Origin of the sequence: Gramella sp. MT6, assembly GCF_019357415.1 — a bacterium.
In the GTDB taxonomy this organism is placed as follows: Bacteria; Bacteroidota; Bacteroidia; order Flavobacteriales; family Flavobacteriaceae; genus Christiangramia.
Window position 1 is genome coordinate 44,948 of sequence record NZ_CP048410.1, and the last position, 26,083, is coordinate 71,030.

At 36.3% G+C, this 26,083-nt stretch carries 23 protein-coding genes; 3 read left to right on the top strand and 20 right to left on the bottom strand.

The annotated features are described in order from the left end of the window. Positions 1-27: 27 nt before the first annotated feature. Both lptB and G3I01_RS00225 read left to right on the top strand, forming a co-directional pair. Positions 28-768, top strand: a complete 741-nt coding sequence (gene lptB, locus G3I01_RS00220; RefSeq protein ID WP_219550029.1) for an LPS export ABC transporter ATP-binding protein — start codon at positions 28-30, stop codon at positions 766-768. A gap of 30 nt (positions 769-798) precedes the next feature. Then, complete coding sequence (locus tag G3I01_RS00225; protein WP_219550030.1) at positions 799-2,646, top strand: hypothetical protein; 1,848 nt, start codon at positions 799-801, stop codon at positions 2,644-2,646. On the opposite strand, the gene G3I01_RS00230 is transcribed toward G3I01_RS00225, so the two are convergent. Beyond that, positions 2,634-3,389, bottom strand: a complete 756-nt coding sequence (locus G3I01_RS00230) for a CDP-alcohol phosphatidyltransferase family protein (protein WP_219550032.1) — start codon at positions 3,387-3,389, stop codon at positions 2,634-2,636. The two genes, G3I01_RS00225 and G3I01_RS00230, sit on opposite strands and share 13 nt — an antisense overlap. A gap of 150 nt (positions 3,390-3,539) precedes the next feature. Between G3I01_RS00230 and lnt the strand changes: the two genes are divergently transcribed. Then, positions 3,540-5,138, top strand: a complete 1,599-nt coding sequence (gene lnt, locus G3I01_RS00235; protein WP_219550034.1) for an apolipoprotein N-acyltransferase — start codon at positions 3,540-3,542, stop codon at positions 5,136-5,138. 6 nt (positions 5,139-5,144) lie between these two features. Here the strand turns inward: lnt and G3I01_RS00240 are convergent, their stop codons facing one another. The 19 genes from G3I01_RS00240 to G3I01_RS00330 are packed head-to-tail and all read right to left on the bottom strand — an operon-like array spanning position 5,145 to position 26,083. Then, positions 5,145-6,539 (bottom strand): sugar transferase, encoded by a 1,395-nt coding sequence (locus G3I01_RS00240; RefSeq protein WP_219550036.1) that lies wholly within the window; start codon positions 6,537-6,539, stop codon positions 5,145-5,147. A 37-nt stretch (positions 6,540-6,576) separates the two neighbouring features. Continuing rightward, positions 6,577-7,587, bottom strand: a complete 1,011-nt coding sequence (locus G3I01_RS00245) for a glycosyltransferase family 4 protein (RefSeq protein WP_219550038.1) — start codon at positions 7,585-7,587, stop codon at positions 6,577-6,579. Continuing rightward, the gene (locus G3I01_RS00250) at positions 7,587-8,600 is read right to left on the bottom strand and encodes a glycosyltransferase family 4 protein (RefSeq protein ID WP_219550040.1); all 1,014 of its coding nucleotides are present in this window, start codon (positions 8,598-8,600) and stop codon (positions 7,587-7,589) included. Before G3I01_RS00250 ends, G3I01_RS00245 begins: the two co-directional genes overlap by 1 nt. Then, positions 8,554-9,879 carry an O-antigen ligase family protein gene (locus tag G3I01_RS00255; protein ID WP_257710666.1) on the bottom strand — a complete coding sequence of 442 codons (1,326 nt, stop codon included), beginning with the start codon at positions 9,877-9,879 and terminating at the stop codon, positions 8,554-8,556. The genes G3I01_RS00250 and G3I01_RS00255 overlap by 47 nt, the downstream gene beginning before the upstream one ends. Before the next feature lie 35 nt (positions 9,880-9,914). Beyond that, a complete protein-coding gene (locus G3I01_RS00260; protein WP_219550044.1) occupies positions 9,915-10,979 on the bottom strand; it encodes a glycosyltransferase in 1,065 nt (354 codons plus the stop codon). Next, the gene (locus tag G3I01_RS00265; protein WP_219550046.1) at positions 10,976-12,085 is read right to left on the bottom strand and encodes a glycosyltransferase; all 1,110 of its coding nucleotides are present in this window, start codon (positions 12,083-12,085) and stop codon (positions 10,976-10,978) included. Before G3I01_RS00265 ends, G3I01_RS00260 begins: the two co-directional genes overlap by 4 nt. A gap of 1 nt (position 12,086) precedes the next feature. After that, positions 12,087-12,887 (bottom strand): class I SAM-dependent methyltransferase, encoded by an 801-nt coding sequence (locus G3I01_RS00270; RefSeq protein ID WP_257710667.1) that lies wholly within the window; start codon positions 12,885-12,887, stop codon positions 12,087-12,089. Then, positions 12,884-13,909, bottom strand: a complete 1,026-nt coding sequence (locus tag G3I01_RS00275) for a glycosyltransferase family 2 protein (RefSeq protein WP_219550048.1) — start codon at positions 13,907-13,909, stop codon at positions 12,884-12,886. Before G3I01_RS00275 ends, G3I01_RS00270 begins: the two co-directional genes overlap by 4 nt. Continuing rightward, positions 13,893-15,461: a glycosyltransferase family A protein gene (locus G3I01_RS00280; RefSeq protein ID WP_219550051.1), complete on the bottom strand. Its 1,569-nt coding sequence runs from the start codon at positions 15,459-15,461 to the stop codon at positions 13,893-13,895. Before G3I01_RS00280 ends, G3I01_RS00275 begins: the two co-directional genes overlap by 17 nt. After that, positions 15,458-16,606: a glycosyltransferase family 4 protein gene (locus tag G3I01_RS00285; protein WP_219550053.1), complete on the bottom strand. Its 1,149-nt coding sequence runs from the start codon at positions 16,604-16,606 to the stop codon at positions 15,458-15,460. The genes G3I01_RS00280 and G3I01_RS00285 overlap by 4 nt, the downstream gene beginning before the upstream one ends. After that, a complete protein-coding gene (locus tag G3I01_RS00290; protein ID WP_219550055.1) occupies positions 16,607-17,989 on the bottom strand; it encodes a UDP-glycosyltransferase in 1,383 nt (460 codons plus the stop codon). It lies immediately after the preceding gene. 50 nt (positions 17,990-18,039) lie between these two features. Further along, positions 18,040-19,746, bottom strand: a complete 1,707-nt coding sequence (asnB, locus tag G3I01_RS00295; protein WP_219550057.1) for an asparagine synthase (glutamine-hydrolyzing) — start codon at positions 19,744-19,746, stop codon at positions 18,040-18,042. Beyond that, on the bottom strand, positions 19,746-20,438 hold the full coding sequence (locus G3I01_RS00300; RefSeq protein ID WP_219550059.1) for an acylneuraminate cytidylyltransferase family protein: 693 nt from the start codon (positions 20,436-20,438) through the stop codon (positions 19,746-19,748). The genes asnB and G3I01_RS00300 overlap by 1 nt, the downstream gene beginning before the upstream one ends. Beyond that, positions 20,435-21,232, bottom strand: a complete 798-nt coding sequence (locus G3I01_RS00305; RefSeq protein ID WP_219550061.1) for a formyltransferase family protein — start codon at positions 21,230-21,232, stop codon at positions 20,435-20,437. The genes G3I01_RS00300 and G3I01_RS00305 overlap by 4 nt, the downstream gene beginning before the upstream one ends. Continuing rightward, a complete protein-coding gene (locus G3I01_RS00310; protein ID WP_219550063.1) occupies positions 21,207-22,187 on the bottom strand; it encodes a polysaccharide deacetylase family protein in 981 nt (326 codons plus the stop codon). Before G3I01_RS00310 ends, G3I01_RS00305 begins: the two co-directional genes overlap by 26 nt. Before the next feature lie 2 nt (positions 22,188-22,189). Beyond that, complete coding sequence (gene neuC / locus G3I01_RS00315) at positions 22,190-23,350, bottom strand: UDP-N-acetylglucosamine 2-epimerase (RefSeq protein ID WP_219550065.1); 1,161 nt, start codon at positions 23,348-23,350, stop codon at positions 22,190-22,192. Next, complete coding sequence (locus G3I01_RS00320; protein ID WP_219550067.1) at positions 23,347-23,988, bottom strand: hypothetical protein; 642 nt, start codon at positions 23,986-23,988, stop codon at positions 23,347-23,349. Before G3I01_RS00320 ends, neuC begins: the two co-directional genes overlap by 4 nt. After that, positions 23,978-24,985 (bottom strand): N-acetylneuraminate synthase family protein, encoded by a 1,008-nt coding sequence (locus G3I01_RS00325; RefSeq protein ID WP_219552731.1) that lies wholly within the window; start codon positions 24,983-24,985, stop codon positions 23,978-23,980. The genes G3I01_RS00320 and G3I01_RS00325 overlap by 11 nt, the downstream gene beginning before the upstream one ends. Before the next feature lie 9 nt (positions 24,986-24,994). Beyond that, on the bottom strand, positions 24,995-26,083 hold the full coding sequence (locus G3I01_RS00330; protein WP_219550069.1) for a glycosyltransferase: 1,089 nt from the start codon (positions 26,081-26,083) through the stop codon (positions 24,995-24,997).

Genomic DNA, 26,083 nt, shown 5'->3' on the forward strand with positions numbered 1-26,083 from the left:
GCAATTTCAGATATATAAAAAGAGGATATGAAATTACGTGCTGATAAACTTGTAAAGACCTATAAAGGAAGGGATGTTGTAAAAGGCATTTCTGTAGAGGTGAACCAGGGAGAGATCGTTGGTTTATTAGGTCCCAACGGTGCGGGAAAAACAACTTCTTTTTATATGATCGTAGGTTTAATAAAGCCCAATAGCGGGAATATTATTCTCGATAAAATAAACATAACCAAATATCCCATGTATAAGCGAGCTCAACATGGGATTGGTTATTTAGCCCAGGAAGCTTCTGTTTTTAGAAAATTGAGTATTGAAGATAATATCATGAGCGTTCTTGAACTCACCAAACTTTCCAAAAAAGAAAGGCTTATGAAAATGGAGTCGCTTATTGAAGAGTTTGGGCTAAATCATATCAGAAAGAACCGGGGAGATCTTTTAAGTGGTGGTGAGCGACGAAGAACCGAGATCGCCAGAGCTTTGGCTACAGATCCAAGCTTTATTCTACTGGATGAGCCTTTTGCCGGAGTAGACCCGGTTGCGGTGGAAGACATTCAGCGCATTGTAGCCCAGTTAAAAGATAAGAATATCGGTATCCTGATCACCGACCATAACGTTCAGGAAACCCTGGCTATTACAGACAGGACCTACCTAATGTTCGAGGGTAGTATCCTTAAGCACGGAATCCCTGAAGAACTAGCCGAGGATGAAATGGTTCGTAAAGTTTATCTAGGGCAAAACTTCGAATTGAGAAAGAAGAAGTTGTTTAATTAGTCAGAATTATTGCTAATTTAAAGGCTATATATGAAATTCCTTTTTACTAATAAAGAGATTGACCTTAGCCTCGCAAAAGATTTTGAAAATATTGAACTAAAAGAATTTGGCGAGAATTCCTTATTGATCAATGATTCATCTGCTATTACAGAGACAAAAAATCTTATTTCTGTAACCAACGGATACCTGAGAGATTATTCTATAGATAAACTAACCCTTCAAAAAGAATCAGCTGCTCAACATGTTTATGATCGATGGCCGGTGGCTGATAATTTTACCGGTAGTTTCTCTACCGTGATATTCGGTAAAAACACTTCTGAGATAGTTATAGCAACAGATCTTTGTAATATTTACCCACTCTATTACCTTTTTAAAGAAAATTGTTTTTTTATTTCAAACAGTATCATTCTATTAGGCCGATATTCAAATGCAGAATTTGATAATACAGGAATATTTCAAAGAGCAGTAGGTCCTAATTTTTTTAATACCGGCTCAAGAACGATTTTAAAGAATTGTAAAAGACTGTTGCCTGGAGAATGGATTAAATTAAATTTAGAAAGTGAAATCAAAGAGAAAAGATATGACAACTCACTCTATTCTAATATTAGACCTTTAGGAATAAAAAAAGATCACCTTCAGCAATATTGGAATCAATACAAAAAGGAAGTTTCATTATGTACTCAAGATCATTGTGAGGTAAATATTGCTCTAAGTGGTGGTATTGATAGTCGTGTAGCTCTTGCCGCCATTCCTAAAAATTTAAAGATTAAGGCCCATACTTTCGGAAAAGCCTCTAATTATGAAAGTAAGATTGCATCAAGGTTGGCGAAAATCAAAGGTGCCTTCCAGAAATCCTATTTTGATCCAGACCAATATTTTCCAGATAAAAAAACCTTTCGTAAATATTCAATTCAAACGGAATCTATCAAACTCAATTCCTGGCTAGAAATCCTAGAAAATGTGGTTCCGTCTATAAAAACTCCCATTCTTCTAGGGGAATTATGTGAAGGACTACCGGCTAGAAATATTAAAAGATTCAGTTCAAGTAACTTTCGAAACAAAAACTTCTTCAAGTTTTATATCAAGAAGGAAGAGTTTGAATTTACAGCTTCGACTAAGGATAATTTTGAATTATGGAAAAAAATAAAAACTGATCAAATTCTTTCCTGGCATGATGACAACTGGTTTAAAAAATTAGATTTAGAGCAATATAAATCTACCATCATAAGCGACACAATAAAAGATCTAACCGAAATATTTGACAGAATTTCATCACATAATTTACCATTTGCTGAATTATATGATGAATTATTTTCCTGGTTTACTTTCACTCGTATGGAATTATCTCGGCAGGTAAATATTTGCAACGAAAAATTTTATGCATTTAGCCCAGGCATGTCTTTACAAATGTTGCGAATGACTTCGAATATACATCCAAATGACAGGCTATATTACAGATTTGTTAATGAATTATTTGATAAAATCCCAGATTTAAAACAATTCAACAAGGTTCCTACTAGTCAGATACCAATAATACCTCAAAATTCACCTAACTTTCTAAAAGTACCAATTTGGGGAATTAGATCTAAAATAGATGACTTTCTTGTACGTAGGCTTATGAAGTCTAAAGACAAGAATAAAAGATATAGGTTATTAAATTCAATTAATTGGGTACAAGTATATCAACAAGAAGATATGTTGAAAAATATAGAAGAATACTATTCTGTTAATCATCTAACCCAAGACTATTTTGAAACTTTTTATAATCTAGCGAATAAGAGAAAACAATTAGTAAGCTGGCCATTTGCCAATATGGATATTATAAGTGGTGCAACCTTAAATATCGAGATTGACCTTATCAGAAATCATTCTGAGTAAGAGCTTGATCTATTTGAAACAATTGATAGAATTACATATAGCAACAAAATCACCGGAATAGCGATAAACTTCAAAAATACTATTAGCACGATACAGCTGAAGATAAAAAAGTATCTTAATTTATTTTCCTTAAAGCCCCAATCTGAAAATTTTAAAGCAAATAGCGGCAATCCTGCATTAAGCAAATAACAACTTACCAGAGTAAGCCCTACCAAAAACCATTCATTTAACAGTAGATCTGAAATAAAAGGCCCAGGCTGATATGTTAAGATCAAAGGCAGGCTTAAAATAAGCAAAGCATTAGCCGGTGTTGGCAAACCGATGAATGAATCTGTTTGGCGATCGTCCACATTGAATTTTGCCAGCCTGTAAGCTGAAGCAAGAATTATAAGCAAACCTATAATAGCAAAAGGTTTCATCTGAATATCAAAGACCGAAGAATTCCAATCTGCCCCCAGGCCTCCTTTGGCTGGTAAAGCTTTGGTCATAAGTTGGTACATCACAATACCAGGTACTACCCCACTGGTAACAACATCTGCGAGGGAATCAAGTTGTAGGCCAACTTCGCTTTTCACGTTTAGCGCTCTTGCAGCCAGACCATCGAAAAAATCAAAAAATATCCCTCCAGCCACAAATATAGCTGCCAGTACCAAATTGCCTTTTACAGCAAAGATCACGGCCAGACTTCCGCAAAGAAGATTTAAAAGTGTTATAATATTCGGGATGTGCCTTTTAATACCCATGTATCTAGTTTAGTTAGAATTTACTAATCTACTATTTTGAATTTAAAAAGCTCCAAAAATAATGTTATTGTCCATTTGATAAAGATCTCAAACTTTTTTATTGACAGAGTTCACAAAGAAGTTTCCTATTTTTGGGCAGACCAGATTTCTATGAAGAATATTTTATTTGCCATTTTAAGCGGAATCCTGTTTGCCATTTCATGGCCAACTTATGGGTTTGCTCTTTTTATTTTTTTCGCTTTCGTCCCACTTCTATTTAGTGAATTTCAGATAAGGAATAGTTCTAGTAAATGGATCAAATTAAAGGTTTTTGGTCACGCCTATCTCAGCTTTTTTATCTGGAATTTGATCACTACTTACTGGATCTACTTCTCTACGCCGTTTGGAGGAGTTTTTGCGATTCTTGCCAATTCACTATTAATGTCGACAGTATTTTTACTATATCATATCGTTGCTACAAGAACAGGTTTTAGTGCTGCTTCGGCCTTTTTCATAAGTGTATGGATGATCTTCGAAAAGATTCATCTCAACTGGGATTTTTCGTGGCCCTGGCTGAACTTAGGAAATGTATTTTCCGAATACATTAGCTGGGTACAATGGTATGAATACACCGGAACTTTTGGAGGAACCCTCTGGATCTTACTATGTAACATTGCGATTTTCAAGGCGATTCTTCTTTTCAGGGAATTTAAGGATAAAGGAATTATTTATAGGGGCATATTAAAAGTTGGACTACTTATTCTTATCCCGATCACCATATCTCTGGTCATGTTTTACAATTATGAAGAGCCGAAGAAAACTATCAACGTGGTGATCCTTCAGCCAAATATAAATCCTTATACCGAAAAGTATAATACTACAGATACCCGAATTGGAGAACTCCTACTTCAGCTTAGCAAACAATCGGTTACCGACTCTACCGATCTTGTATTAGCTCCTGAAACAGTTTTTGCCGATGGAACTCAATTACCAAATTTCGAAAGATCTGAGGCAGTTTTCTATGGTCAACAAATTAGCAGGATGAAGCCTGATCTTAGTTTTCTTGGCGGTGTAAGTATGTTCGAAAGATTTCAGGATCCCGCAAAAGTACGGAAACAAAGTAATCAGATAAGACCTAATGTTAATGACTGGTATGATGATTATAATTCCGCTTTTTTGGTAAGGAATACCATAGATAGTACTCAGTTATATCATAAATCCAAACTTGTAGTAGGAGTTGAGAATTTTCCCTATCAAAGTTTACTGAAACCGATATTGGGGGATATTATGATAGACCTTGGGGGTACCGTAGCGATGAAAACCACCCAGGAAAACCGTGAGGTTTTACGATTAGATGAGAGTTTAAGTACAGCGCCCATTATTTGCTATGAGTCAGTTTACGGAGAGTATGTTACAGGTTATGTGAATAACGGCGCTGATTTTTTAAGTATTATCACTAATGATGCCTGGTGGGGTAACACACAAGGGCATAAACAACATTTGAGCTATGCCAGATTAAGAGCAGTGGAGACAAGAAGATATGTTGCAAGAAGTGCTAATACAGGGATTTCAGCAATCATAAATGCCAGGGGTGATATTATTGAGAGTTTAGGTTACGAAAAACAAGGGACAATAACCGGCAAAGTTGGCTTGAGCGATGAAAAAACATTCTATGTGAAATATGGAAATTATATACCTCGTATCGCACAATTTCTTGCCTTGTTCATTTTTCTTTTTTCAGTAGTGAAATTCAAAAGAAAAAGGCCTTGATTTACTCTATTGTCCTCTGAAGAATAATACGGTACTTAGAGTTTTTAACAGAATACTTAGATCTAAAAAAATGCCACGGTGCTTGATATAATAGAGGTCATACTGTAATTTCTCCAGGCTATCATCGTGACAATCACCATAATTGGCCATTACTTGTGCCCAGCCAGTTAACCCGGGTTTTATGATATGCCTGGTATCATAAAATGGAATAAGCTCGGAAAGTTCCTTTACGAATACGGGTCTTTCAGGTCTTGGGCCTATCATACTCATATCTCCTTTTAGAACATTATAAAACTGCGGTATTTCGTCCAGCCTTGACCTCCTCAGGAATCTTCCGAATTTTGTAATTCGGTAATCGTTAATTTGCGCATATTGCGGACCCGATGCTTCAGCATCTTTGGTCATGGTTCTAAACTTTACAATTTTAAAAACTTCCCCGTTTTTACCCACTCTTTCCTGCGAATAAAATAATTTACCACGATTTCCTATTAAATTTCCAATAAGAATGAATGGTGAAATTAGTATTCCAAAAAAAATTCCAACAATAGCTACTATTATATCGAAAACACGAAACACTAGCATATAGAATTTATTCTGATTGCTTCGGCTGAAAGGAAAGTATCTGTAAAAATCCTTATCTACATTCTGAACCGGAATTCTACGGGTAACTTCTTCATAAACATGAGTATAATCGCGAATAGGAAATCCCTTCTTAAGAAGTTCACTTAACTGGTTGTACAAGGTGAGCATCAAACCTTTTTGATAAGCGCTTGCAACCACCACTTCATTGATATGATGTTTTTTAATTGCTTCCTGAAGTTCCTCTACCTCAAAATGCATAAGATCTGCTCTTTCAAATTCTGTTTTTATCTTTAGATCTGTATTTATGTAACCCACTACAAAATAATTGGGATCTGACTTCTGAAGTGATTCGGCGATCAATTTGATATCGAAAGAATCTCCAACGACCAGAACTCTTTTATAGAATCTCGGTGATGAAATTAAGCTTATATATAATGACCTCCATACCAACAGAGCTCCAGCAACAGAGATAAAGAAGAATAGGATCTGCAGTCTGTTCTCGGGCAAGCTAGGCGTGAAAAACGGGGTTAACATATAGAATAGCACAGTAAGACTGGTAGTTAACAGCACGTTCTTGACCACACTATCAAATCGATCGGCCTTTTGGAGATCATAAAGTTCGAAAATATTTCCGAAGAGGTTTAGATAGATTAGGAATACTAGAGTCCAGCTCCAGTTATTTGCATCGATCTGGAAATAATCAAATCTGAAGATAATTCCGACTACGGAAAGAGTAAGTAGAACCGCCACCATATCGAAGAGCCGCAGTAACACTTTACGCTCGGAAATTTCAAAATGGAACAGGGGTTTTTGAGACATTACTGGTTAAGTTTCCTCCCGGATAAATATATAATTTTTAGGCAAGCAATTCTAACCAAAGTGGTTTTACCTTTTCCCAGTCAAAAGATTCTACGCTTTTTTTTCCATTACTGCTAAGTTTATGAGCTAATTCAGGGTCTGAGATCAAAGCTTCAACAGCAGTAGCCATATCTTCACAATCGTTTGATTCAACTAAAAGTCCGTTCACGCCATTTTGAATCAAATAGGGAATTCCACCAACATTTGTAGAAACCACCGGCAGACCCAGCGCCATTGCTTCCATGACACTCACAGGTGTATTATCTATTGATGTGGTGTTCAGAAAAATATCGTATCCCTTAGATAAGGTAGTCCAGTCTTCTTTTGATAATTTTCCGGTTAATTTTACCGGTAAATTTCTCTTTTTCACTATTTTTTCCAACCTCCCTCGGCTCCCATCCTTTTCAGGTCCCACCATGCATAATTCCGCCGTCGGGTAAGACTTTAATAATCTCTCCAGAACTCTAATAGCTAACCCTGGATTATATACCTCATCGAATGCACGCACCCATATTAGTTTAGGATCTAAATTTTTTCTGTATTTATGACTGTAAAACGATAGATCGATAGAATTCGGTATGTACTTAAGATTCTTGAAAGAAAAAATTGCTAGTTCATCTTTTAAAAAATTTGACGGAACTACACAAAAATTTGCATTCCGGAAGATCTTCAAAATAGAATTGGAAGATCTATCAAACCTGCTTTTAAGATTACCTCCATGAAGAATAAAAATATAGGGGATATTAAATATAAAACAGACCTGACCACACAAAACTGAGTACCAAAAGTTGAATGTACTATAGGTATCTATTAATACTAGGTCCTTTTTTTGAATATTCATAAGAACACTCCAAAGCATATGCAGGAGTCTTAAGGGCTTATTCTTAACGGATGAAACACTTTTAAATTTGAATCCTTCTTTTTCGATTAAGGCAGGAAGCGTATCCACACTGGTAGGAGCTGCACCATGTTTTTCAAGCTTATTACCTATATAAAGAATTCGCCTCATTAATTAAGAACTCTATTCCATTGCTCCTTAACCAGATCCCAGTCGAATTGTTCAACTTTATTCCTGGCATTCAAACATATTTTTTCTCCTTTTATCGGGTCTTCAATAATTTTAATTATTTCATTTGCCATGGTTTTTTCATCATCCTCTGGCACCAGGATTCCATCATGACCATTTTCAATTAACATTGGCATTCCCCCTACATCAGTACTGACGATAGCAAGCCCCAGACTCATCGCCTCAATCACGCTTATTGGAGTATTATCAACAGAAGTAGTATTAATGAAGAAATCATAATTACGGGACAACTCAGCCCAGTGTTTCTTTCTTAATTTACCAGTAAAACGAACATCCAGGTCATACTTTTCAGCCAGCATTTTACAACTTGCCATAGTGCCATCCTTTTCTGGCCCTACCATACATAAACTGGCATCAGGATATGATTGCTTTAAAATCCGTAACACTTTTAAGGCCATAAATGGATTATATCTTTTCTGAAAACGTCTCACCCACAAAAGTTTAGGTCTGAAAGAAGAGCGTTTTTTAAAAGGGTAGTTATCAGATTTTATAGCATTCGGGATGATCTCAGTATTATCGAACCCGTGATTTTGGAAAATATCATGCAAGAACCGTGATGGTGCTATATTGACTTTTGCGTTCCCGAATAAACTTTCACTTAATTTTCGAGAATTCTCAAGCCTTTCCGGAAGGTTCCCCCCATGAAGAATAGGAATGTACTCCAAATCGAACAAATTACAGGTCTTACTAACCAGATAGGCGTAATAAAAATTCATCGCTCCATAAGTATCTATAAGCACGATGTCTGTGGCCTCTCTATACTTTGCGATAAGGCCGATCATTTCTGCCAGCCGGAGTGCTTTATTATTTCTGGTTGAGGCTGTTTTAACTTTATATCCTTCCTTCCTTAACATTTTACTGAAAAAAGAAATATAGGTAACCGTAAAACTATTGACCTGCAAGTCGTTTCCTATGTATAGGATTCTTTTTTTCATCTACTATATATAATAATGCAAGTCCATAAATAAAAGCGGGTAAGGCAATACGCATGGCAGAATGATTAATGGTCATAAACCAAAAGGCTACAAAAGCTAGAAAATAGAAATTATTTTTAAACTTAAACCAGAAAACTAAAGGAACAAATATAAGGATTGCTAAGGCAAAAATACCTAGAATCCCGTGTTCAGATAACAATCTACTTATTTCATTATGCGTATTTATTTCAATCCCCATACTCTCCTCCCTAAACTCCCTTCCCTTTCCAACGCCAATTCCTAAAATTGGATTTTTATAAAATGCCGTTAGTTCCGTTTCTATTAACTCTACTCTTCCGGTAGAAATATCTTTCTTCAATTGCCCTGCTGCATCGCGATTAGTATATCGGTTTCCAATTAGACCTCTGGATTGAGAAGAGGAAATAAACCACACAACTGCAAAGATTAGTATCATCCCGATTATTCGAAGATTCGTTCCTTCTATTCGCTTCGCTTCTTGTTTATAATAATAGAATATTAAAAAGCTTATTATACAAATAATGGCAGTAATAACTCCTCCTCTAGAAAAAGTTATTACAGCTCTGTATCCCATTAGAATTAATAATATTATATCGATCATATTAATGATCTTATGCCTGATTGTATACAACCTGGTACAAATTAAAAAGCAACCAAGACCAAAAACTGTTGATATTTGATTAGGACCAAATCCTGCCGTTGCCGCATAATTACCAGAAAGACTGATACTTACATCACTCATACTAGGTGTATAGAAATATAAATAAGTCATTTGTGCCACAAGAGGCATTAACAACATCAATAAAACCCTTTGGAAATCTTCTTTTTTTATTTTTTTATAATAGCAATACAAGGCGGAAACTCCAAGACAAACCGGACCAGTAATATTAAATGCAACTAGTTTCCTGAAATCCGCTTCATAACTAATGGTCATTGATGCAACAATTACTCCCGGGAATAGGATCAATAAATAAATCCAATATGGAATCGTTTTAGAACTAGCACCTTTAAAAAACATCCCGATTAAGAGAAAGATAATTACGGCATATTTTCCTGTTTCATAAAATATCACTGCGCTGGTTTGCCTAAAAAAAACCTCACCCCCTGCTATGTAGGCTGCTGCCATTAAGGCTTCATTACCCCTATTTTTGCGATCTAGTATCACAAAAATAAATGAAGCCATAATTCCTAAAAGTATTAATTTAGATAGCGATGGCATTAAATAGATAATAAATCCATAACCAAAATGAAGCAATAACATTTTGATATAAAACTGGTTATTTATTTTATCACTCCTTAACATAGATCGCGACAGAAAGAAAGATATTTAGGGATTACGTACTCTTCCGAATATAATTGTTTTATTGTTACTCGAAGGTTTTCAGAATCATCCTTTAATTTTATAGGATTTTGAATATATATATTAATTGCTTTAGCTATTTCATCTGGGTTATTGGGATTAGTCAATATTCCGTAATCTCCAATAACGTTTCTACATTCTCCTACATCTGTGCTAACTACTGCCAATCTAGCCATCCCATATTCAAGTAAAGCTAAAGGTAAACCTTCTGAAACCGAAGACAATATTCCTATATCGGCATGACATAGATAGGAAAAGACTTCTTTCTGCTCACCATACCAATAAACTGAAGACATAGCCTTAATTGAACTTTTAATATCCTCTGAATATTGATCATTGTATTCTTTACCGAATAAATGCAGAGATATACTATTACCTTCACTGGTTAAGATCTGAAAAGCCTCTAAAAGAGTTCGATGGTCTTTTTGTGCTCTCAAATTCGCAACGCATATGAGTTTAATTTCTGAATTACCTTTGAGTTTAACAGGCATTTTATCTGATTCCTCCCTGATCTTTATAAAATTATTCAGAAAGATCACCTTTTCAACTTTTAGCTTGTTTATCGCCCAGTCTCTTAATTTTTTGTTTACCGATATAATTCCGTCAAACTTAGCAGAGAAAAATTTCAGGAGCCTGGTTTCTCTATCCTCCAAAAATTCGCTGTTTCCGTAATGATCATGCCAGATCAATGTGAATTTCGCTCCAGAAATTTTACATAATACAGCAAAAAACCAAGAGGTCCCGTGGGCATGAAGAACATCTATTTTATTTTCCCTAATTATATTTCGTAATTTATTCAGTGCCAATAGGTCTAAGGTATTTTTCTTTCCTAGAAAATGAAACACCACTCCTTCCTGGATGTTATCTACCAGAATACCTTTATCCCTAGTTGCACAAATATGGGATTGCACTCCGTATTGCAATAAGGAATTTGCATAATTCAAGGCAACTCGTTCAGCTCCTCCGGGATGCAAGGTATCTATAAGTTGAAGTATATTCATAAAAGCTTTTCAATTTCCCGATCAAATCCTTCCAGGGTATAACTTTGAGACCAGCTTTTCGATTCCTCAGACATAGATTGAAGTAAATCTGGCTTTTTTAACATACTTATAATTCTTCCTACAGCAGATTCGATATCCGGTTTAATTAAAATCCCTCTTGTTCCCTCACCAAGCATCCAGGGAACACAGGAAATTTCTGTAGCTATCGGGACACATCCAAAATACATGGCTTCTGCTATAGCTTTAGGCCAGCCTTCACTTTTAGAGGGCAAAATTGAGAAATGGACGGACAAATAAGCCTTTTTAACTGTTTCCTGAGGTTGGTTACCGTGCAATGTAACTATATCTTCCAGTTTATTTTCATCAATATACTCCTCAAGGGAAACTTTCAAAATACCATTACCATACATTTCCAATTCCACATCAAATCCTTTATTCTTTAAAGCTTTTATTAAATCTAAAGCGAAAAACGGACGTTTCCCTTCCACCAAGGAACCAGCAAAAACGAATTTAAAAGGAGATCGAAATTCCTTATGGATTTCTATCTTTTCCTCTTCCGAATAAGAAGCCGTAAAAAATGGGATAACATTTCTACTTTGATTTCCCCATTCTCCATATACAAGGACATGGGCATTGCGGGTCAAAAAGGTGTTTGAAACAAGCCATTTCTGAAACCGGTAACTTCTCGGCTGTTCAGCCTCCGGGGCCCAGTTCCCGGCATATTTGATCGTTTTAGGTTTTGATGAAAAAAATATCTGGATCAAACATGCCAGAAGTCCAATATTTCCGGGACAGCGTATATGAATATGATCTGCCTTTTTCATTTCCAGGAATATTTCGCGGATAACCCTGAACGAGTTGAGAACGCTCTTAGAAAATAATTTTTTATTCTTAAAATGTAGCCCAGGGATAGGTTTAAACCTTAAATTATCATGGGTGTAGGCTGAATCGATCGAGGCTGGATCTTTCTTAGAAACCGGACCTAAAACACATATTTCATCAAAATGAGAAATCCAGAGATTCATTTCTTTTACATAAGGAGCATAAGAATACAGCCTCCCCCGAAAACATTTATGCTCAGCATGGGTAAATATTGAAAATCTCATGCTATTCAATTTTTTTCTGCATAAACATGGTTAGGTGCATGCACCTATATAGATGAGCTTCAGAATGTCTGGACCTTTCCCAGTCATCATTATGCCATTTTCTCCCGATTTCATTTTTCCTTTCCTCTGAAATTGGTAAAAAATTCAATAAAAAAATCCATTTAGATTTTCCAAAAACCGCTCTTCTATCTAAAATCTCGAATTCTTTATCATACTTATTGAATACCCGTTTGGTAAATGGCCATTCCCAGTCCCTATCAGATTGAAATGGTCTGTATAAGGTACGGGCTAACTTTATTGGCAAACTTGTTTCAAGGGGATCATAACTTACGATTTTACCACCAGCCTTTAATTTCTCCTTTAACTTTAAAATTAATTCATCAGTATCCTTGAAATGGTGCAGGACTCCATAAGCATATATTAGATCAAATTCCTTTTCTTTAAAGTTTTCAGAAAGAAAGTCTATAGCTTTTGCTTCGGCATTAGGTAATTTTGAAATTCGATTATTTAGATTTTCAATGGCCGGTGCGCTAAGATCTATTCCCAGGTAGGAACTAGAATGTTCTGCCAGGTAATAAGACAATGAATTCCCTGCGTAACACCCAAGATCTAAAACTTTTGAATTTGAAAGGTCTCCAAACCACTTTTTATGTAATTCATAAATCTGAGCTTCAGCTCCAATATTTTTCTTGATATTTCTGAATAGACCATTTCTCAGCGAGTACCAAATTTTGGTAGCCCTGTTCTTCTTGAAGTTTCTATAAAACTCCGCCTGCCTTTCGTTAACTGATTTCTTTGTCAAGATTTGGGTTTATCAGGTTCTGTAGGATTCCAGGCCAGCGATATCCAGTATTTCAATCTACCAATAGCATCCTTTCTGGCTTCTTTCTCGCCATCTAAAATATCATTTTTAAATCGAATTACCAGAAGTAAGAAAGTGATTAAATTCCACTTTATTATGTCATTTAATCCTGGATTTGGATTCTTTAATTTCCAAACATAATGACCATTTCTCACTACCATTTTTCCATATTTCATTTGGTCAGGCCTACCCGCTTCGTCATGAAAATGGTAACAACAGGCAGCAGTATTCAAATATAACTGACCTATTTTTGAGGCACGCAGACAAAAATCCATATCCTCATATAAACCATATCCCTCAAAATAAGAAGAGAACTCCAATCTTGAAAATAATTCCTTTCGGTATGACGAAACTCCTCCCATAAAGAATTCTACCGGATAAATCTTACCGGAAGGGGGCAAAAATCCCGTAGAGAAACCATGAGAGAATTCAGGCATAAAACCTGGCGGTTGGTTAGGTAATAATCCAAGCCTTTTCCTTAATACATTTCGGCTTCCGAGTTTACGTACGAATCCATCTAGAATGAATTCATCAAATTTAATTTTATCATCAGGACCTGCTCTTCTCCATTCAGCCTCATCCAAGATCTTACCGCCTACTGCTAAGGCATTGGGGAAAATCTTATAAGTTCTAATTAATTGTTCAAAATATTTCTTTTTTAAAACAATATCATCATCTAGAAAACAAACTACTTCAATGTCCTCATCTACTTTTGATATACCATAATTCCTTTGCCTGGTTAATCCGCGGTCTTTATCTTCTACCCTTAAATATTCTGTTTTTGAAAAACTGTTTTCTTCAAAAAAGTATTGTGTTCGAAGATCTTTAGAACCATCAATAATTAGAATTTGATCTGGATAGAGACTTTGATCTAGAACAGAGTCTAATAATCTCTTAAGAGAATCTGCTCTATGGTAGGTGCAAATTATCAAAGCAAATTTTATCTCAATATTCCTTTCCATGAGATATTTTTGAATTTTCCTTATTTGCTATTAAAATTTCGGAAGCCATTTCTTCACTTATATTCCATCTTTCCCGCATACTCCGAAAATATTTAATCGGATTTGTAATTCTCTGGTTGCGATAATACTTTAAGAAAAGGGCGGCTTTGTATCCTCTAAGCATTTCTTTTGAATAGTATTTCTTTACCAGAAGCATCATGGTTGGGGAGGGTTTAGGGCCCGTATTATTAGCAATGGACTGGAAATTTTGAATTTGCCTGAATCCGCCAATATCTGCTTTTAGGTGCTTGATCTTTATATCCGGATGATATATTATATCGCAACCTTTAGACCTCAACTTTAAACCATAATCAATGTCTTCACCAAAACCATGTTCCAGATTTTCTGAGAACCGGCACTGCAGCGCAAATTTACTTTTAACTATCGATGTTCCAGATCCAAAGGCTCCCCATTGTTTTATCTTATGAAAAATTGTTTCTCCCTCTGGCTGTAAGCAGTTCAGGTTTAAAGCATTCACTTTAAGCCTTTGAATTTCATTCAGAGATTTTTCCAGTAGGTCTGGCGCGAAGCGTATATCGTCATCTGCAAAAAAAATAAAATCCCCTTTAACCGATTTTAAAGCAAGGTTCCGGGCATGACAGGCTCCCGTTCTATGAATAAATTGATGGGTAATTTCGAAAGGCCATTCTTGATTTTTCAAATATGATAATTGGCTCTGTGCGGTTTCATCAGGATCCTGTTCTACCACTATAACCCTTGAGGGCTTAATTTTCTGGGCCTTAAGATCGACAAGCACATTCTTTAAAAGTTCTGGCCTTCCCATCGTGGGAATTATTACATCTACTGAATAATCATTGCGCACACCTATTGTTTCTGGCAAAATTCCAGAAAGATCTACGTTTTCCTTAAAAAATGATTTATTCCTGAGATTGCTCAAAAATGATCTTATCGGTAATTTATTTTGATAGCACTTGTAACAAAATAAAAGCACATATAACCATTCTTTCTTATAATGCTGTGCTACAAACCTGAAAGTGTCTGAGATATTGGCTACATATTTTAATTGACTTGACTTTCGGCTTTCAACCAGCGCTGGTTCACAATAACAGAAAAGAGAATTCTGTTGACCTGTCTTGGCTATTGAATTTAACAAATAACCGAAATTTTTAATTCCGTTGAATAAGCCTTTAAACCTCAAAGCTGTTTTTCCTTTTATAGCACCAATATCTGTACTCATTCTCCAGGTAGGGTATCTAACTGAGTAATCAGGATTAATAAACGGCAACTGATCTATGTACCCTATGGTTTCAGATAAATATTGGGTTTCTACAGGATATGAAGCCATAATCAAATCATGGCTAAAAATGGTATTTAAACTAATCGAAATTTTCATGGAAATACTCTTATCTATCCAAATGATGAGCTCATCGGGATAAACAGCACACAGTTCCCAAAATGCCTCTACAAGCTTTACAGAAGTAAGCTCAATCACCTCTTCCCCTTTTTCAGCTGAAATAAGTTCTTTCCCTTTTATATGATTCAGGTAGATCAAGAATTTACAGTCTTAATTATTTTTTTGTAAAAATGAATATTCTGTCTGCTAACAATTTCAGAAGAAAACTTTTTTTCGATCCTTTTTCTCGCGTTCGACCCCATTTCTATTCTTAATTGAGGTTCTGATAATAATTTCAGAATTTTATCCGCATATTCCTGATGTTTTTTTGGATAAACGGTATATCCAGTAACACCATTGACCATTACTTCTCCTGCCCAACCAATATCTGAAGTAACCAGTGCCTTTTTCAATGCCATGGCCTCGATCCAGGTCATAGGTAAAGCCTCCGCATAACTGGGAAGAGCTACCACTGTAGATTTTTCAATTTCCAGTTTAACCCTGTCGTAATCTATTGCACCTTTGTAAATAAAATTCTTTCTGGCTAAACCAGATAGGCTATCTTTAAAAAGCTGTAAGGTTGAGCGATTTTCGAACACATCGATTACATCCCTTCCAATCATAAGTAGCTTTACCTCTGGTTTCCTTTCTACCACCTTATTGAAAATATGAGCAAGGTCTAAAACTCCCTTTTTTCGGATTATAGTACCAAAATAAAGTATGCAATCAGAATCAGTTTCAATATCTGAAGGAGAAAACTTATCGAGTTCTATGCTATTTGGGATAATTTGAAATTCCTTACCTATACCAAATATTTCATTTGTTCTATTGGCAGTGAATTTACTTACAGAGGCAAGTGCCTGGGCATTTATTAAGGCTTTCTTTTCGAAGAACCTATTCTTAAATTTTTGAGGTCTTCCCTCTATGTTGCAAAAATAGGCATCAGTTCCGTTTAAACGAATAACCAAAGGACAGCTTAAATTCATAAATGCAGTTATTCCAGTCCAGTCTGTGGCTTCAATTAAATCAATACCCTTTCTTTTTATTAGACTATTTAGTTGATCCTGAATATATTTTCTATAGAAATACCATCCTCCGATTTTGTATTTCCGAAATTTCAGAAGGTAAAAGTCAATTCCGTCATCCCTAAACTCATCATCAACTTCCTGATTATAAACAACTACACTTACCTTAACTTCGTTTTTCACCAGCCCTTCAGCTAGATTTCGAATACTTGTACCTAAACCTCCGGAAGCATTCGTCCTTTCATGGGGATATTCCGGTGTAAGAAAAGCAATATGCATCTAATTTATCTTGGCTAATTGATGAACTATATTTTTTGAGGCTTCTGTTGCACAACAGTTAATCTGCTGAAACCAACTCATCGCCATATCTAGCCTCTCTTTATTCGTATTCTTAAGGGCTCGTAGAATGATATCTCCAATATCTTCTTTATTATTAATCCAGAAAACAGCATTTTCAGGGATAGTTTTAAAATGAATATAAGAATATATTTCCCTGATATCCTTTTTCTGATCTTTCAGTTCCAACAAATAATTGAGGTATGCACAAGGTTTTCCTTTAGTCGCAAAATCAAAAATCATTGAGGATGCCACATTAATAACCATAAAACAGTGTTCAGCAATATTTGTTTGCAATGCCATGTCTACCTTTTTTGGCATAGCCTGATTCCAAGAATCACCATTGCCTGTCCAGTCCGGATCTATAGGAATGATAATTTCACTAAACTCTTTTAAAACCTTATCGTATCTGCCAGAAAAGTCTACTGGACAACGTCGAAAAATGATCCCGATATTTTCTCCCTTTTCATTTAATTGACTTACTTCTCTGGCAACATCCCTGAGAAAATATTCATCATGAGGGGAGGTGGTAATATCATCTCCGGAAAAACAAAGATACTCTCTGGTAGGATCCAGGTTATATTTTGAGAAAAACATATCTCTTGGTAAAACAACCGAATTGTTATAATGAATTTCAAATTGAGGAGTTCCGGTGATCTTAATCTGTTCTGAATTTATATGAGGATAATATCGCTGTAGTTCGTCCTTCATATGCTCACTCCACACAAGGTAATAATCTGTATCTATCACCTTGGTAGCTTTGGGGAGGTTATCCCATGAAAAAATAAAGCAGGAAGTAGGAATTCCTAAGTCTTGGGCAGCTAAAATTGGTGAAATCGCATTCACTGGCCTTTGATTGGTACAGAAAATAGCATCAGGTTTTTCCTGACTCAATACCTCTGTGCAGTGCTTGTAATATTCAGATTTCCTTTCAGATTTTTGTATTAGCGTTCTTAATTTACTCAGACCTTTTTCTCCCTCATATTTTTTAGTTAGAAAACTGACCATAAGACCTTTCAATATATTTTTCAAACCGTTTTGAGAAGAAGAAAACTTATATTTCTTATATACAGGCTCATTGAACTTTTTCTCAAAATATTCCAACTCTACATTGATCTTAGCCCGTTTCAGAAGATCTGTCCAGGCCCTGGGTTTGGGCTTTAAACTGATCTCTTTATAACCCAATTCATCTAACTTAAACCCGGTAGCGTTCCAATAGACCAACTCCCAACCCGCAGTTTTCACTTCTTCAGGGAAATTAGTGTAGACGAAATTTCGAAGACCGACTCCGTCAGGAATAATTACAAGAAGTTTTTTTGGTGTCAAATCAGGATAGGTTTACAGGACTTTCAAATATAGAAAACTGGAGGATCAAATCAGCTATTTTCAAATATAAGACTCGTATTAATCCATTGCCAGAGGTAAAAACTATTCTGTTTTTCACCTTTTTGGTAATCCTCCCATTCCTTATAAATGTATTTAAAATCAAACCATTCATTAACTTTACTTTTTTTAAGAATTAATAACCGGCTATCTACATAGTCTTTCAGATCTTCAGAAAGCCACTCCCTTTGAGGAGTTTGTAAAGCTCTTTTTGGAGCCTCTGCTATCTTAAACGGGACAAATTCTCCAGTCAATTCTCTCAGCATATATTTATGCACTCCATTTCTTATTTTCATTTCATCCGGTAAGGCAAAAGCATATTCCACCAGAAGGTGATCCAAAAATGGTTCTCTAAGCTCTGTACTGAAAGCCATGGATATATGATCGTTGAACCTTAAAGCTCTTGGAAGCTTTGTATAGAAAAGATCACGGTATTGTAAATTTTGCAACCTGGACTCGAAGGGTCTAGGATATTCAGGTTTCAAAGCAAGATCCCTAAACTCTTTTGCGAGAACGTTGGGTTTAAAACTACCTGACTTTCCGGTTCCCTGTACTATGGAATTATCCTTTGTTTTATAATAATCATATCCTGCCCATTGTTCATCCATTCCCTGCCCATCGAGCAGAACCTTAATTCCTGAATCTTTAGCTTTTTCAAAAATCCTGGCATAAGCGAGGGTGGGAATTCCTCCAAATGGTTCATCCTGAACTTCACTTATTAAACTGGCATATTCAGGAACCTCATAAGAGGAAAGTTTTACTTTTTCCAGAGGATTTCCTGTTTGGGAAATCATTTCTTTTACCCAAGGCAACTCATCATATCTTTCATCGCCTGTAAAAAAGGTAAATGCTTTTATTTTTTCTGAACTATGAATGTTATTTACTAAGGCCAGTAATAACGAACTATCCACACCACCACTAATATTAAATCCCAAAGGCACATCGGTCCTGAACCTTAGTTTTATTGAATCTTTTAGAAGTTCAAGATACTTCTGCTTTATCTCTTCCTCAGAATAAGTCCGTTTTAATAAAGAAATTCGTTCAGGAAAATCATACCATTTTTCTATTTGTAACTTTTCATCCTTAAACTCTAGAAAATGACCGGCAGGTAATTGATGAATATCCTGAAAAAAGGTTTCTGACGGAAGTCCATAGGAACCATAGCAGAAATAATTGGCCCATTGCCTTACATTTTGTGTTGATCCTTTTATTCTTTTTATCGCCTTGATCTCACTAGCGAAAATAAAATCATTAGTATTACTGTAAAAAAATGGTTTCACCCCAAAACGATCACGTGCAGCAAATAAAGATTTTTCTTTATTATCCCAGATCGCGAAAGAAAACATTCCTCTAAACTTTTCCAGACAATTCTTGCCGTAAACTAAATAAGCGGCTAATAAAACTTCTGTATCTGAAGAAGTTTTAAAAGTATGGCTTAAGCCGATTTCATTTCTTAGTTCGGTATAGTTATATATTTCACCATTAAAACTCAAATGGTACCGACCTGTTGGATCACTAAAAGGCTGATCTGCTTCATGGGATAGATCTATTATAGAGAGTCTGTTATGTCCAATTATAGCAAAACCCTTGTCATGATATACTCCTCTCGCATCTGGTCCGCGATGGGCCATTGAAGTTAACATTAGATCCAAATCACCTTTTTTAATCTCAGGCCCAACTATTCCAGCTATACCGCACATTAATTACGAGTTTTTAATATTTCTACGGCCCTCTCCCAATCACTAATGGTATCTATATTTACATAATCATCTGCCATGGTATTAATAAAGCCAATGTTATCTCCAAGTAAGGAATTCTCTTCCATTATTTGCCTGGTGGCAGTAATATAAATAGTTCCATCCCTATGGTAAGCCTTAGGAAGTTCCTGCCTTCTCGGAATCGGAGTTTTTTCCCCGGTAGCTATTCTTAATATCCCATTATGATCTTCAAAGGCCCAGTGTGGATTAAAATCAGTCGGAATTTCCCTTACACTAATTAGAGAATCATAATTTCCCGATATAAATTTTCTGATAGCATCATCGATAAGCCCATTCCTTCTAAAAGGAGTCGTAGGCTGTAAAAGGCAAATGGCATCAAAATTTTCATTTTTTGCTTTAAAGAAATCCAATGCGTGCTGGATAACCTTCAAACTCGGAGTATTATCCTCGGCCAGTTCTCCCGGTCTTTTAAAGGGCACTTCAACTCCCTGTTGCCCGGATATTTTCATGATCTCCTCATCATCTGAGCTTAGAACTATTTTCGATAGAAGCTTTGATTCTTTAGCGGAGGCTATAGTATAATTAATCAAAGGAATGCTTCCGAGTATTTTTATATTCTTCCCAGGTATACCTTTACTACCACCTCTTGCCGTTATTAAACCTAAGATTCTCATCGTTTCAAATTTGAAATTATAGGATATTTCTTATCGATCTGCTCTTTATCCATTAAATATGTTGAAAATAACCCCTTTTCAATATTATCATAAATATTGCGCAGTCTATCGGTAGTAAGATCACTATTCCTGTAAATTTTACGGCTAGCCTTCTGCATTATCGGAATAATCTTTCCCCGAAAATATAATTTTAAAATTTCAGGTAACTGCGTTCCTGCTCTTTTTATAACCTTATTTCCGGCATCATGAAGGTTATCATCCTCAGAAAGATCGGGTCTAAGCTGATGCAATATTTTACCCGAATCAACCTTCTTTTCTGCTAAGTGAATGGTCGCGCCTAAACATTGTGGCTGTCCATACAAAAGCGGGAATAGATTAGTTGCCGAGCCTTTATAATAAGGAGATAGACCTAGATGAAGATTAATGATCTTATTTGGAAAAGCCTTTAAAATGAAATCTTTAATTATCGAGGTGCCAAATAAAACTATGATATCCGGGTCGGTTTCCTTTAAAAATTCTAATGTGAGCTCAGTGTTGATTTCTTTATACTGAAGTTCTATCTGGATTATATCCTCTGGAAATCCCATATTTCCAAAAAATTTTTCTTCAGATGCAGATCGGGATTTAAAATGATCTTTTATAAACCTGGCATCGGTTTCAATTAGTTCTTCAGTATTTTCTATGGTAGCCGACTTTTCTTCGGTAATAATTAATTGAAGATCGGTACCGAGTGCCAGGCACTGGGCAATATACTTATGCCTGAGACTATTACTGGTTAAAAGTACTGTTCTCATACGTGTGCCATTTTGCAAATTCGCAATTTTTGAAAAGACTTTTTCCTTTAAATATATCTGCCTTTCCACCAGGAAGGTCATTGCAGTCATACCTCGCCACCAAAAACGGATTTTCCGATATATGATAATTTACCGCTCTTTCCATGGTAAGTGCTACCTTAAAACCGGCTTGCTCCATAGCTTGTGAAAGTCCTGCACAGGCATCATAAGATCCATAAGGATAACTAAACAATCTAGCTTGCTGCCCAAAGTTAGAAATAAAGAAATTCTGAGTATTCTTTAGGTCCTTCTCAACACCTTCTATTTCTATCAAACCTAAGGGATCATGATTATGCCCGTGGGACCCAAGGCTCCCTCCGTTCCATAGATCTTTTAGCTGGTCCATTTCCATATATAAATCCTTAGCCATCCTATGTTCATTGAAATTTTCATTGAATAACGGCTCTATGATTTGTTTAAGATCGCTAATATCAATCTTGAAATTGAGCAAATACTTCAACCTGGCAACTGCAGGTGGATCATAATTATAATGAAAATGGGCTTTATTCCTTTCTTCCTCATTTAATTTAAAAGAATAATTTTTTGAAATTCCTTCTTCCAGTTCCATAGGATCTATTCTGGAACGAAGAAGATGAATTTTATGCACCAAAGAAACTTTTTTCTCCGTAAAATTAGAAGTATTTATAAAGCATATAAAAGGTATTCCCATTCTATCCAGAATAGGTTTTGCCAGCTCATATTGTTCTTTAAGACCGTCATCAAAGGTGATAAGCAAAAAATTATCTTCTATAGAATGTTTTTCCACATCTAAAAGCTCAGCCTGTGAGATAAATCTTCCTTGTTTCGATAATATTTTCAGCTGATTCTCGAACTGCCTCGGGGTCAACCCAAAAATACTTGGATAATCGGAATCAAAATCTTTCCTGAGATAGTGAAAATTAGCAACTGCAAGCATTATTAGTAACTAATTGTTTTTGAAGATCTCAACTCAACTTTAGCAAGAATTTCTGCAATTCGTTTCCCGGATTCACCGTCACCATACAGATTAGATTTACTAAATCTAGAATTTCCTTCCAGTTCTTTGATTGCATTTAATATTTCAAACCTGTTATAACCAACATCAGTAACATTCTCGCCTCGAAGCCTTCTTTGCTGACGGTTTCCTATATTTAAAGCTGGAACACCCAGATAACTACCTTCTCTTATTCCTGCACTGGAATTCCCAATAAGCATTCTTGAATTCTTCATTAATCTTAGAAAATCGAGGCCATCCATATTTTTAAAAAAATGAATGTTTTCAGGATTTTCCTTTTCTCTAAAAGTTCTAATCCCATTTGAGGTGCCATCTGAGCCTGCATCAACATTAGGCCAGAACCAAAATGCAGAAATTCCACTTTCCTTTACTGCATATAAGGTTTCCATTATATTCTCCCGGGATTTTGAATACTCTGTGGTCACCGGATGCTGCATGACTACCAAATAACCATCTTCCCAATTGATCTGACTACCTACACCTCCATACTTCTCTAAAGGATTAAAATTCAATCCATTCTCATTCTCTAGTTTCCTGGCAAGATCAATCGACGGACAACCAGTATTAATAACCATTTCAGGATCTTCGCCTAATTTAATAACCCGCTTCCGGGCATCTTCATTCGAAACCAAGTGAAGATCGGCCAATTTTGTGTTTGCATGTCTAACTTTCTCATCTATACTTCCGGTTACCTCCCCTCCCTGGATATGAACCAGAGGAATATTTTGATATGCGGCGGCAATCGAAGTGGCGATAGTTTCAAATCTATCGGCTATACTTATTACTGCATCTGGTTGAAGATTATAAAAAACATTGGTAAGCTCCATTAATCCTAAACCCGTAGTCTTCGCCATAGTTGTTGGGTTTTCTCCCTCCAGGACCATGTAGACCTTGGCAGCCACTTTAAAACCGTCATTTTTGATGAATTCAGCTGCATTTCCATAACGATCCAATAGCGCTGAACCAGCGATTACCAATTGAAGCTCTAGCTCAGGATGATCCTTAATTGCTTCCAAAGCTGTTTTAATCCTGCTATATGAGGGGCGAGCGGTAATTACTACGCATATTTTTCGTTTCATACTCATTTGGCAAATCTTCTAAGGTGAAAATGGATCTTTGAAGATAGTTTCAATCTTATCCATTCAAGATATTGCTTAACATTTGGATTGGTAAAAATAACTTTTAAGCCTCCCTGAAAATGTTCTTTTGATCGATTGGAATATGAACTGTTCTTCTTATTAGTAATCGAATGTACAAATTTTGAATCAGGTAACAGCCCTCTTACAAGATCGGTCTGGTCCTTTCGATCCCCTTCGATCACCAGGATACACTGGTCATTCATATGAGCCTCTAATTGTTGCAGGCTGGAATCCTTTCCGTCTATGATGATCAGATCAAATTCCTGCTCTGCGGGTAATTCCTGTATGGTCCTGAATAGTTTAAATTCCTGAAATGAAGAACCAAGATTCTTTGCTAATTGAGAACGGCAAAACTCATTGTCTTCGGTGCCAAAAACCTTCGGCTGATAACTGTTCCCGAAGGCTTTCATAATAGAGTCGGAGATAGTTCCAATCCCTACTCCTACCTCGAGAATATTCCTGGGCTGAAATCTCCGCACCAGTTTCAATATTCTGAATAATGCATATTCACTGGCTATATACTGGCTTCCCTCAGCACATGTAAATTTTCTGTATTGCTGCTCTGTAAAATATTCAGACTTCATTAGTAAGGTCTCCCGGTTTTAAAAAATCCCACTGTTTTAAGTCTCTTTGCAACTTCTTTCCAATTACACTTTGAAATTCAGAGGCATCAAGTCCCATTCCTTTCGGTTTTTTTGATTCAAGGTCCTCAAATCTTAGAATATATCCCCTTGGCAGGTCCTTATTCACTGCCAGAGATTTTTCAAAGATCCCTTTCAGATCTGTAAATCTGGAATTATTACTTTTATCCACTGGGTTTTCAAGAGCTTCGTCAATATTCCTTACCGCCTTTACCAATTCTCTTATTTCTTCGATCTCTAGAGAAGAAGAAGCATCTGGCCCAAAACTCTTCCGGCTGAAAACAGCATGGAATTCAAGGATCTCAGCTCCAAGAACGGTCGCTGCGATACAGGTTTCCTTTTTGGCAGAATGATCGGAAAAACCCACTGGAACCTGAAATCTTTCCCTTAATTCACTAATTACATTGAAACCATAATTGTTAGGTGCTGTAGGGTAAGAGGTGGTACATTGAAGGATGGAGTAATCAATTCCTTTATCTTTTAAAAATGTCACGGTTTTCTCCAGTTCTTCAAAAGAACTCATCCCTGAGGAAAGTATGACCGGTTTCCCAGTACTGGCGATCTTTTCCAGTAAAAGTAAATTGTTCACCTCACCCGAACCTATCTTATATCTCTTAACTCCCAATTTCTCCAGGAGATCTACCGCAGCATTACTAAAAGGAGAGGCCAGAAATTCCACCCCCCTTTCCTCGCATCTCGATTTCAGGGTCCTCCATTGTTGCAGGCTAAATTCCATGCGCTTCCAGTAGTCAAATCGTGTCTCGTCCTGTTGAGAGAACTTTATCCGGAAAGGTTCATGAATACTACTCTCGGCATCGGCAATATGCACCTGAAATTTAACCGCATCCACCCCGGCATCAGCAAGTACATCTATATAGGAAAGGGCTAGACCTAAACTGCCTTCATGCGCCTGTCCTATTTCAGCTATGATATTTACCATTTTTTTCATCTAGAGCTCTATTCTAAAATCTATGCTTTTGAGGTCTTTTGCAATTTTAAAAGAATAATTAGCATCCCGGTAATTAAAGAGAATTTTTTTTAAAACCAGGTCATTTACTTCTTTCATGGAAAGATAAGGCTGAGTTTGTTTTCCAAGTTTTTTCTTCAGCCTGTATTTTAAAGTCTCATAGTATGGATCGATCACAAATTCTGCCTTTATTACCTCCTCTTTTAGAGTCAGTAATTCTTCTTCCAGAAAATGTTCAACCCTGGCGGCAATATTAGGAATAATATAATTACAGGTGGGTTCTTTTAATCTTGAACTTCTTTCAACCCCAATAACTTCCCCCATACCTTCCTGTCTTCTAGGCTTAATAAGGCCAAGGTCTTTATTCCTGAAATAATGCTCCTGATTGATCCGCATGATGTTCTTTATACGCGGATTCCTGGTCACGATCTCATCCTCCGAGCCCTGAAAGCTACGATGCCAGTTATGAAAAAAGTACAGGCCTTCTGTTTTTTCTTCCCTGTACCCGGCAGTCTCAAAACGTGAAAAAAGATCCACATCCTCGGCTCCATAAAAATGAAAGAACTCGTCAAAACCATTCACTTTCAAAAATGCACCTCTTGGAGCCAGCACCATACCGTTCACCTCTCCAACGCGTGAAGCTTTTAAGTCATCAAAGCCTTGTAGTTCCATTAGATTGGAAGAGGTATCCTGATCAAGGTACCCCATTTTAAAAAGGAAGAAGCTTTCAGGTTTTTTTAGCTGTTCCAATCTTTCTATCGCTTTAGGAGGAAAGATAAGGTCCACATCGGCGATAAATATATAAGAGGCTTTGCTTTGCAAAACCCCATAATTAAGGGCCTTACTCTTGTTCCAAAGCAGCTGGGGTACCGGTAAAAAAAAAGGAGACACAAAATCATATTCGCCCATCAGCTTTTTCAGATCCTCTGTAAGGGGTGCGTTACTCCCGTAATCGACAAAGATCACCTCAAAATTCTTTGAAGACTGTTTTTTAAGGGACTCAAAAGAAAGTCTTATCCTCTCGACATCCCTCTTCCTATGGGCATAAATGATCGCGATCTTTTCTTCCAT

What these genes read in the sequence shown, in the direction of transcription:
- lptB (WP_219550029.1), top strand. Translation starts at nt 28, where the DNA reads ATGAAATTACGTGCTGATAAACTTGTAAAGACCTATAAAGGAAGGGAT.
- G3I01_RS00225 (WP_219550030.1), top strand. Translation starts at nt 799, where the DNA reads ATGAAATTCCTTTTTACTAATAAAGAGATTGACCTTAGCCTCGCAAAA.
- G3I01_RS00230 (WP_219550032.1), bottom strand. Translation starts at nt 3,389, where the DNA reads ATGGGTATTAAAAGGCACATCCCGAATATTATAACACTTTTAAATCTT.
- lnt (WP_219550034.1), top strand. Translation starts at nt 3,540, where the DNA reads ATGAAGAATATTTTATTTGCCATTTTAAGCGGAATCCTGTTTGCCATT.
- G3I01_RS00240 (WP_219550036.1), bottom strand. Translation starts at nt 6,539, where the DNA reads ATGTCTCAAAAACCCCTGTTCCATTTTGAAATTTCCGAGCGTAAAGTG.
- G3I01_RS00245 (WP_219550038.1), bottom strand. Translation starts at nt 7,587, where the DNA reads ATGAGGCGAATTCTTTATATAGGTAATAAGCTTGAAAAACATGGTGCA.
- G3I01_RS00250 (WP_219550040.1), bottom strand. Translation starts at nt 8,600, where the DNA reads ATGAAAAAAAGAATCCTATACATAGGAAACGACTTGCAGGTCAATAGT.
- G3I01_RS00255 (WP_257710666.1), bottom strand. Translation starts at nt 9,879, where the DNA reads ATGTTATTGCTTCATTTTGGTTATGGATTTATTATCTATTTAATGCCA.
- G3I01_RS00260 (WP_219550044.1), bottom strand. Translation starts at nt 10,979, where the DNA reads ATGAATATACTTCAACTTATAGATACCTTGCATCCCGGAGGAGCTGAA.
- G3I01_RS00265 (WP_219550046.1), bottom strand. Translation starts at nt 12,085, where the DNA reads ATGAGATTTTCAATATTTACCCATGCTGAGCATAAATGTTTTCGGGGG.
- G3I01_RS00275 (WP_219550048.1), bottom strand. Translation starts at nt 13,909, where the DNA reads ATGGAAAGGAATATTGAGATAAAATTTGCTTTGATAATTTGCACCTAC.
- G3I01_RS00285 (WP_219550053.1), bottom strand. Translation starts at nt 16,606, where the DNA reads ATGCATATTGCTTTTCTTACACCGGAATATCCCCATGAAAGGACGAAT.
- asnB (WP_219550057.1), bottom strand. Translation starts at nt 19,746, where the DNA reads ATGTGCGGTATAGCTGGAATAGTTGGGCCTGAGATTAAAAAAGGTGAT.
- G3I01_RS00300 (WP_219550059.1), bottom strand. Translation starts at nt 20,438, where the DNA reads ATGAGAATCTTAGGTTTAATAACGGCAAGAGGTGGTAGTAAAGGTATA.
- G3I01_RS00305 (WP_219550061.1), bottom strand. Translation starts at nt 21,232, where the DNA reads ATGAGAACAGTACTTTTAACCAGTAATAGTCTCAGGCATAAGTATATT.
- G3I01_RS00310 (WP_219550063.1), bottom strand. Translation starts at nt 22,187, where the DNA reads ATGCTTGCAGTTGCTAATTTTCACTATCTCAGGAAAGATTTTGATTCC.
- neuC (WP_219550065.1), bottom strand. Translation starts at nt 23,350, where the DNA reads ATGAGTATGAAACGAAAAATATGCGTAGTAATTACCGCTCGCCCCTCA.
- G3I01_RS00320 (WP_219550067.1), bottom strand. Translation starts at nt 23,988, where the DNA reads ATGAAGTCTGAATATTTTACAGAGCAGCAATACAGAAAATTTACATGT.
- G3I01_RS00325 (WP_219552731.1), bottom strand. Translation starts at nt 24,985, where the DNA reads ATGGTAAATATCATAGCTGAAATAGGACAGGCGCATGAAGGCAGTTTA.
- G3I01_RS00330 (WP_219550069.1), bottom strand. Translation starts at nt 26,083, where the DNA reads ATGGAAGAAAAGATCGCGATCATTTATGCCCATAGGAAGAGGGATGTC.